The organism is Flavobacterium supellecticarium, from assembly GCF_004801375.1.
Lineage (GTDB): Bacteria > Bacteroidota > Bacteroidia > Flavobacteriales > Flavobacteriaceae > Flavobacterium > Flavobacterium supellecticarium.
This window is the reverse complement of sequence record NZ_SSNZ01000007.1, coordinates 180,281-188,899: the sequence shown is the minus strand read 5'-3', so window position 1 is coordinate 188,899 and position 8,619 is coordinate 180,281. Positions and strand designations below refer to the sequence as shown.

At 41.6% G+C, this 8,619-nt stretch carries 7 protein-coding genes; 4 read left to right on the top strand and 3 right to left on the bottom strand.

What is annotated here, in order from left to right:
* The coding region (locus E6C50_RS14095) for a choice-of-anchor L domain-containing protein (RefSeq protein ID WP_211089550.1) at window positions 1-2,314 on the bottom strand (2,314 nt) is incomplete at its 3' end.
* 134 nt (window positions 2,315-2,448) lie between these two features.
* Here E6C50_RS14095 and E6C50_RS14090 point away from each other — a divergent pair.
* From E6C50_RS14090 to E6C50_RS14075, 4 genes are all read left to right on the top strand, one after another.
* Complete coding sequence (locus E6C50_RS14090; protein ID WP_136403867.1) at window positions 2,449-3,348, top strand: NifU family protein; 900 nt, start codon at window positions 2,449-2,451, stop codon at window positions 3,346-3,348.
* Between the two features lie 86 nt (window positions 3,349-3,434).
* Window positions 3,435-3,635, top strand: a complete 201-nt coding sequence (locus E6C50_RS14085; protein ID WP_136403866.1) for a dodecin family protein — start codon at window positions 3,435-3,437, stop codon at window positions 3,633-3,635.
* 19 nt (window positions 3,636-3,654) lie between these two features.
* Complete coding sequence (locus E6C50_RS14080; RefSeq protein ID WP_230979013.1) at window positions 3,655-5,700, top strand: thioredoxin domain-containing protein; 2,046 nt, start codon at window positions 3,655-3,657, stop codon at window positions 5,698-5,700.
* 11 nt (window positions 5,701-5,711) lie between these two features.
* Complete coding sequence (locus tag E6C50_RS14075) at window positions 5,712-6,485, top strand: mechanosensitive ion channel family protein (protein WP_136403865.1); 774 nt, start codon at window positions 5,712-5,714, stop codon at window positions 6,483-6,485.
* On the opposite strand, the gene tsaB is transcribed toward E6C50_RS14075, so the two are convergent.
* Window positions 6,472-7,146 (bottom strand): tRNA (adenosine(37)-N6)-threonylcarbamoyltransferase complex dimerization subunit type 1 TsaB, encoded by a 675-nt coding sequence (gene tsaB / locus E6C50_RS14070; protein ID WP_136403864.1) that lies wholly within the window; start codon window positions 7,144-7,146, stop codon window positions 6,472-6,474. The genes E6C50_RS14075 and tsaB overlap by 14 nt on opposite strands.
* 149 nt (window positions 7,147-7,295) lie before the next feature.
* Window positions 7,296-8,615 (bottom strand): efflux RND transporter periplasmic adaptor subunit, encoded by a 1,320-nt coding sequence (locus E6C50_RS14065; RefSeq protein WP_136403863.1) that lies wholly within the window; start codon window positions 8,613-8,615, stop codon window positions 7,296-7,298.
* Between the last annotated feature and the right edge of the window lie 4 nt (window positions 8,616-8,619).

Genomic DNA, 8,619 nt, shown 5'->3' with positions numbered 1-8,619 from the left:
ACGTAACCGTTCCGTTAGCTGGCCCTGTAAAAGTCACAACAGCGGTATCACCAGAACAAATTAATGCCGGTGCACTGATTGTTGCTGTTGGTAATGGGTTTACTGTGATTGTAACACTGCCGGTTAAGGTTGCCAGACAAGCCGGCGTTCCCGAAGAAATAACCCGTACAAGGCTATAAGTCGTTGTTGCCGTTAACGGACCAACTGTTACGTTAGCAGCTCCGGTTCCATCCAATGTTATCGTTTGATCAACATTTCCGTTATTATAAGTAACAACAGCACTTGGTGTTCCGTTAAATGTTAGTACCGCGGTATCACCGGAACAGATTGTTGTATCGGTTCCTATTGTAGCTGTTGGAGCATTATAAACTGTTATATTAACCGAGCCCGTAAGGTTTCGGGTACACTGTGGTGCTGTATCATTACTTACCACGCTTACCAGACTATAAACCGTATTGGCTGTTACAGGTGGCGTTATTACCGTTCCGTTTCCGGACGCATCCAAAGTAATACTGGCCGGATTACTATCAACCGTATAATTTACCGTTGCATTAGGTGTACCCTGGAAAACGATTACTGCAGTACTGCCATTACAAGTACCATCTGGTCCGCTAATGGTTGCCTGTGGTAGTGCTTTCAGGATCAGGTTAAAACTTGTAGTTCCAAAAACCGTAGGATCGGCTGCCCGTTCCATACGAATATAAACCGTTTGGTTACCCGTAACAAAAGCATTGGCCGGTGTAATTGGGTTCGCATTATTATTGGCATCCGCCTGATTAAGATGGAATGTAATATTGTAGTCGGACGCATTTTGTCCTCCAAGAATAGTCGTATAAAATTGTGTCAGATCGAAAGTTTCAACACCATCGCTGTCAACATCACAAACTGTTTGATCATCTGGACGTACCGGATCAGCTGTACACGAAATCACGTTTACATTAAACTGACGGATAACATAACAGGCATTTTCACCCGTTGAAACATTCACATAAATCGTTCGGGTAATTGGCGTCAGGAAATTTGTCGGGTCCTGAACATAATTCGCTCCTTGTTCCGCATCTGCTAAACTGGTATGATAGGTAATAATCGTACCCGGATCAAGGCCCGCTAAAATTGCAGCACGATTGTCGTCGAGGTTAAAACTAACCGGAGTGGTTCCGTCACCACACTTAAACAAGTCAACCGGTGTTCCAGCCGCAATTGGCGGAAAGACTTCTACAGTAATAGGATCGGGTTGTTGGACACAGGCACCGGAAACATTTGTAATGATAACACCATAAGTCCCGGGTGCCGAAACACCATAGGAAGGTCCGGTTGCCCCAGGAATAGGATTTCCTCCGTTAGTCCACTGGAATGTATAAAAAGCCGGATCCAATCCGGTAGATAAGGTTCGAATCTCACCCGGACACAAAGCCCCAAGGTTATCAATTGTAAGGTTTCCGCCTAAAGAAGCCTGTCCTACGTTAAAACTACCTGCCTGTAAAAATACCGCAGAGTCATAAGCGGTATCACTAGTATTAGGTGGTTGTCCACCTCCATCTCCAATTACCATTTTAATCCGGTAAGGGGTATTTGGAGTAACCGTTGCAGACGCATTCATTACAACCGTTCTTCCGTTAAAATTGATCGGAGCCGCCGGAGTTCCATTTTGCGGATAATACATCCCAAAATAAGCCGGGTTTTGAGAAACACAACTATTATTATTTGCCTGATCACTTACTGTAAAAACAGAAATTGGAATTGAAGTTCCCGGCACAACAGCCAGATTCGTACTCTGCCCCGTGGTTAAATTTGTTAAAATAAAAGCAAAAGCATCTGTATAATCGGTCGTACATTGGTACGTTCCATATTCTTCCGATGCAAACAGGAAATTAAAACTAAAACTATCGGTCAGCGGCGTAAAGTTAAACTGTATATAGCTGGCATTGTTATACACATATGCGTTACTCACAACACCTGCATTTACCATTGCTTGTTTCAGATCGGCATCTCCGGTCCAGGAAGTACTACCCTGACTTAAAATTCCGTTGTTCGGTCCGGGAGCTGAAGTCGCTCTACCGGTACTCAGGATAACTCCCGACTGAATTGGGAAGTTAGGATTGGTATTTTGAAAATATCCGATACCGTTTTCTGATCCTTGTCCATTGGTATTTCCTGTTCTCCAGGTTACGTTCGAAATTTGCGCACATTGGGAGTTGATCAAAACATCCTGAACCAATTGAGGAACCGTATATGTATTGGAATTCACGGTTATAGGCTGGGAAAAAGCCACAACGGAGAATAGCAAAAACAATAGAGGGGAGAGTTTTTTCATGTTTGCTTAAGCTTGTAAAATATCTTATTTTTGGGTTAAAACAGTTCCTTAATGTTAATTTTTCCTTTAAAATTTCCAAATATACTTATTCAAACGATATATGTTCGTTAAATTTGCAAAAAATCACAAAAAAAATGTTAAAAGTAACAATACGAGATACGCAAAACCCTGCTATTGTGAAGTTTGAATTTCCGGACTTCATAACAAAAAGTGAAAGTTTCGAGTTTAAAAACATCGACGAAACCGCACCGTCACCCCTTGCAAAACAGCTATTTTACCTACCTTTTGTTAAGACCGTATATATTTCAGGCAACTTTATTGCCATCGAAAAATATTCGATTGTAGAATGGCATGAGGTAAAAGAATTATTAGCCGAGCAAATCGAAAGTTTTGTAGACAAAGGCGGAAAGATCATCAACATCGATGAAAACAAAAGTAAAAAAGTACCGGTTACCGTTTATGCTGAGACTACGCCTAACCCATCGGTATTAAAATTTGTCGCCAGTCGGTTACTAACCAAAACCAGCGTGGAGTTTAAAAACATCGACGAGACAGCTGCTTCGCCGTTGGCAAAAGAATTATTCAAGTTTCCGTTTGTAAAAGAAGTATTTCTCGACGAAAACTATATTTCGATTACCAAATACGATATCAACGAGTGGCAGGAAATCACACAGGAAGTGCGTACTTTTATCAAAAATTATATTGAAGAAGGCAAGCAAATCATCGACGAAACGCAGATCGTAAAAACCGCCAACCACGAAAAACAACAGGAAGAGTATTTTAACAATCTGGATGTGACGTCACAGCAAATCATCAATATTCTGGACGAATATGTAAAACCGGCTGTAGCGTCAGACGGTGGAAACATTATTTTCGAATCCTACGACGAAACCGAAAAACGCGTAAAGGTAATCCTTCAAGGTGCTTGCAGCGGTTGTCCGTCCTCAACTTTTACGTTGAAAAACGGTATTGAAAACATGCTAAAAGAAATGTTACACGATCAGAACATCAAAGTAGAAGCGGTAAACGGTTAATTCCCAACGGTTCTCCAACGACAACAGTTGCTTTTTTAACTTTTATACACTACCTTTAATAGCTTAACCTTAAAAACTGGTAAATTATGGGCGTATTAAAAGTTATTGAATTACTTTCCAGTTCGGAAACAAGTTGGGAAGATGCCACCCGAAAAGCAGTTGCAGAAGCATCGAAAACGCTAAAGCATATCCGATCGGTTTATGTACAGGAACAAAGTGCAGTTGTTAACGATGATCAGGTGACAGAGTTCCGGGTAAATCTGAAGCTCACTTTTGAAATAAAATAAAAAAGATACAGGCGTTCGAATGAACGCCTTTTTTAAAACCATGAACGAACTCCAATACGAATCCAGTCCTTACCTACTCCAACATGCGCAAAATCCGATCCATTGGAAAGCATGGAACGACCAGACGCTGGCAACTGCCAAAGCGGAAAACAAACTCATGATCATTAGTATCGGCTATTCGGCCTGTCATTGGTGTCATGTGATGGAACATGAAAGTTTTGAAGACACCGAAGTAGCTAATATTATGAATCCCGGTTTTATTTCCGTTAAAGTCGACCGTGAAGAACGTCCCGATGTGGATGCCATTTATATGAAAGCCGTACAACTCATGACCAGTCATGGCGGATGGCCACTCAATGTGGTTTGTTTACCGGACGGCCGACCGGTTTGGGGTGGTACCTATTTTAAAAAGGAAAACTGGATTGATATTTTAACCCAGCTTCAAAACCTATATCAGACAAATCCCGCCAAGATGCTGGAATATGCCGAAAAATTACACGAAGGCATTTCATTTTTAGGAATCGTAAACCACGCACAGGCCAATCCCGAAGAACAGGATCCGGCACGCATTAAAATACTGCTCGAAAAATGGTCTAAAAGTTTCGATTGGGATTTTGGCGGTTATGCCCGAGCGCCCAAATTTATGATGCCCAATAATTTTATTTTCTTACAACGATTTGGCTATCAAACGTCCTCAAAAGACCTGTTGGATTTTGTGGATTTAACGTTGACCAAAATGGCTCACGGCGGATTATTCGATGTATTGGGTGGTGGTTTTTCTCGCTATTCCGTCGATATGCGATGGCACGTTCCGCATTTCGAAAAAATGCTTTACGACAACGGTCAGTTGGTTAGTCTATATGCGCAGGCCTATAAGCGAACCCAAAATCCGCTGTATAAAGACGTAATCGAAAAAACGTTGGCATTCGTCGAACGGGAACTTTTAAATCCGGAAGGCGGTTTTTATGCTGCTTTGGATGCCGACAGTTTAAACGCAAAACAGCAACTCGAAGAAGGCGCGTATTACGTTTGGCAAAAAGAACAACTGCAACAACTCTTACAAGACGATTTTGAGGTTTTTAGTACCCTTTTTAATATTAATGACTTCGGCTATTGGGAACACGACAATTACGTGCTTATCCAAAGTCAGTCGCTGGAAAGTATCGCCGAACAATTCGGATTGACCGTAACGGCACTTTCTGATAAGAAACTACAGTGGGAACAGTTATTATTCCGCGAACAGCAAAAAAGAACCAAACCACGACTGGATGATAAATCGCTCACGTCATGGAATGCCATTATGCTAAAAGGTTATACCGAGGCCTACAATGCTCTTGGCTCGGCTTCCTTTCTGGAACGGGCACTTCAGAACGCCTCTTTTATCATCGAAAAACTTTGGTCGGAAGATGGCTATTTATGGCATAGCTATAAAAACGGACAAAGTAGTATCGTTGGTTTTCTGGAAGATTATGCGTTTACGATCGATGCTTTTATCAGTTTATATCAGGCTACACTGGACGAAACCTTTTTGTATCACGCCAAACAATTAACCGATTATTGCTTTGATCATTTCTATGATGAAACGCAGCAATTTTTCCTGTTTAAAGCCAAAAACACCACAGCCTTAATCGCCGAACATTATGAAATTGAAGACAATGTAATCCCGTCGTCCAACTCGGTTATGGCGAACAACCTGTATACGCTTGGGATACTGTTTCACAACAGTCATTATGAAAAAACGGCCCTGCAAATGCTTAACCATGTCATTCCCAATATCGATTATGGTTCGGCTTTTTCAAACTGGATGAATTTATGGATGAACCTATCAACCGACAACAAAGAACTGGCCGTTTGCGGTGCGGATGCGATTGCCGGTATAAAGGCGGTGCAGCAGCAATACCTACCGCATGTGGTTCTCGCCGGAAGTACAAGTCCGTCAAAAATTCCATTCCTTCAAAATCGATTTGACGAAAAGGACACACTGTTTTATATTTGCGAAAACAGAAACTGTCAGCTACCCGTTCGCGAACTGACCACTGCATTAGACGAATTAGCAATTAAATAAATATCCCCCTTATGGAACAAATGAATAACTTTTTTATTCACTATTTTAATGTTTTACTGGATTATTCACCCAAAGTGATCTCGGCGATCATCATCCTGTTTGTCGGAATTTGGGGAATCCGTTTTATCCGGAAAATTGCCGAAACGGTAATGACCAAAAGAGAACTGGAACCCACTTTGATCAAATTCCTGTTGGACTTTCTGATCTGGGCTTTGCGTATTCTATTATTTGTATCGGTAATTTCCAAACTAGGTATCGAAACGTCATCGTTTGTCGCTATTTTAGGAGCCATCGGATTGGCCGTAGGTTTGTCATTACAAGGTTCGCTTTCAAATTTTGCCGGCGGGGTATTGATCATCCTTTTTAAACCCTTTAAAGTAGGCGACACAATTGAAGCACAATCTGAAAATGGAAAAGTATTGGGTATTCAAATATTTTCGACTAAAATATTAACCGCTCAAAACCAGATCATCTATATTCCAAACGGGCTTTTATCCAATGGAAAGATTAAAAACTTTTCGCAAAAAACAACCCGTAGAACCTCACTGGTTGTACCAACAGGATATGATTCGGATATCAAAAACATCAAAATCAAACTGGAAGCACTGGTAAAGAATCATCCGAAAGTATTACAAACTCCGGCACCAGAAGTAGTCATCAGCGATATGGGCGAAAAGAACCTGATTTTTTCCCTTCGCGCCTGGACCTATAATGCCGATTATGGTACGGTGTGTTCGGAATTACTGGAAGAAAGCAGCAAGATTGTTAAAGTTACGACTTCTTAGGCTTTGTAGTCATCACAAAGTCTTTTAAATAAAAAGGTTCAAAGTAAGCGACATCCACGGTGTCGCTTTTTTGATACTTTTCAAAGGAGATCCGGCTCATTTCTCTGGCCGATGGATATACAATCGCGTCATGATATATAAACCTCGGATCGTTTAAAACCGCTTTGCATTTTGCGGCACCATCGCCAACCAAATGCAACGTTCCTTCGAGTGTATCATATGTTGTCGTTTCGATAATTTCTGCTTCCGTAGCCCGTAATCGGGAATAGGAAGAATCAAAAACAGCGGTAAAAACTTCCATTCTTCGGGCATCAATCATCGGGATAATCTTTCCTTCGGTTACCGTTAACTGTCGCGCCAGGGTTTCCAGCGTATCAATCGCCAGCAATGGAATATTAAGTGCATAACACAAGCCTTTGGCCGCCGAAACACCGATGCGAAGTCCGGTATACGAACCCGGTCCCTGACTTACCGCTATCGCGTTCAAATCCTGAAATGCCAACCCAGCCTGTTGCAAAGCCTGTTCAAAAAAGACATGAAGTTTTTCCGCGTGGGAATAGCCTTCTTCGGCCATCTCCAGACACACCAGTATTTCTCCGTCTTTTGCAAGGGTTACGGAACAATTCTTTGTTGCCGTTTCAATGTTCAGAATGTAAGCCATTTTCAGTAAAATTATTGGCAAAGATAATCATATATTTTTTTGCCACGGTTGCAATATCTTACCGACTTTATCGTCAGGAAAAATAGTGCAACCGTGGCAAAATGTATTCCCGGGAATTACCCCGGTGGTAATCAAAAAACTAAGCGTTATTATTTTTTATCTTTTCCTTTATCGGAGACTCCGTTTTTTTTGATCACAACTTTATCTCCGGGCTTTAAATCTTTGGTAACCGTAGTATACGGACCGGTAATAATCGCATCCCCTTTCTTCAAACCTTCGACAATTTCGATATTGGTATCGTCCTGGATTCCGGATTTGATTTTACGCAATTCAGCTGTATCGCCTACTTTTACAAATACGCACTCGAATTTCTTTTCGGCAGAGCCTTTTGTTTTTTCCTTTTCTTCTTTTTCCAACTCTTCCATGACATCTTTTTTAGCTCCTGAAAGGTCGGCTTCGGTTTTCATTACAACCGAGCTGATTGGCACTGCCAGAATATTTTCTTTACGTTTGGTTTCAATATCTACCGTAGCGGTCATTCCCGGGCGGAAAGGCGAATAATTCTCCGGTTTTCCAACCAAAAGATCCTGATACGATTCTTTTAAGATACGCACTTTCACTTTAAAGTTAGTCACCTGATCGGCTGTTAGCGTCGAACTGGCCGAATTGGAAATACTGGTTACCACTCCTTTAAATTCTTTTTTCAGATAGGCATCCACTTCGATTTTGGCCGGATCACCGATATTTACTTTAACGATATCGTTTTCGTTTACATCGACTTCCACTTCCATATTGTTGAGGTTGGCCACACGCAATAATTCGGTACCCGCCATTTGTTGCGTTCCCAATACACGTTCCCCTAATTCCACATCCAGTCGGGAAATCGTTCCGTCTACCGGTGCATAAATAGTGGTACGGTTTAAGTTATCATTGGCTTCGGTCACGGTTGCCGTAGCACTTTGTACATTGTAATAGGCCGATTGTTTGGCAGCAACCGCCACTTCGTAGGTCGATACGATCTTATCCCATTCGGATTTAGAAATAACTCCTTTAGCAAACAACTGTTTGTTGCGATCGTAGTTAGCTTTGGCTTCTTTTACCTGCGCTTCTGCCTGACTTAATCCCGCTTTGGACGTAGACAAAGACGCTACCGATCGGTTCACTCCCGACTCGTATAAGTCGCGTTTGATACGAACCAACAAATCTCCTTTTTTTACGGTTTGTCCTTCTTTAACCGGAAGGCCAATAATCTCTCCGGAAACATCGGATGAAATTTTTACTTCAATTTCAGGTTGTATCTTCCCGGTAGCCGAAACCGTTTCGACAATCGTCATCTGATTGGCTTGCGTCGTTTCTACTTCCGTTCCTTTTTCTTTGTTACCGATTACACCCGATTTACTAAGGGCAACCAATACAACAACCAACAAAACAACACTACCCAACAGGATGTATTTTGTACTCTTTTTCATAAAT

What these genes read in the sequence shown, in the direction of transcription:
- E6C50_RS14065 (WP_136403863.1), bottom strand. Translation starts at nt 8,615, where the DNA reads ATGAAAAAGAGTACAAAATACATCCTGTTGGGTAGTGTTGTTTTGTTG.
- E6C50_RS14090 (WP_136403867.1), top strand. Translation starts at nt 2,449, where the DNA reads ATGTTAAAAGTAACAATACGAGATACGCAAAACCCTGCTATTGTGAAG.
- E6C50_RS14085 (WP_136403866.1), top strand. Translation starts at nt 3,435, where the DNA reads ATGGGCGTATTAAAAGTTATTGAATTACTTTCCAGTTCGGAAACAAGT.
- E6C50_RS14080 (WP_230979013.1), top strand. Translation starts at nt 3,655, where the DNA reads ATGAACGCCTTTTTTAAAACCATGAACGAACTCCAATACGAATCCAGT.
- tsaB (WP_136403864.1), bottom strand. Translation starts at nt 7,146, where the DNA reads ATGGCTTACATTCTGAACATTGAAACGGCAACAAAGAATTGTTCCGTA.
- E6C50_RS14075 (WP_136403865.1), top strand. Translation starts at nt 5,712, where the DNA reads ATGGAACAAATGAATAACTTTTTTATTCACTATTTTAATGTTTTACTG.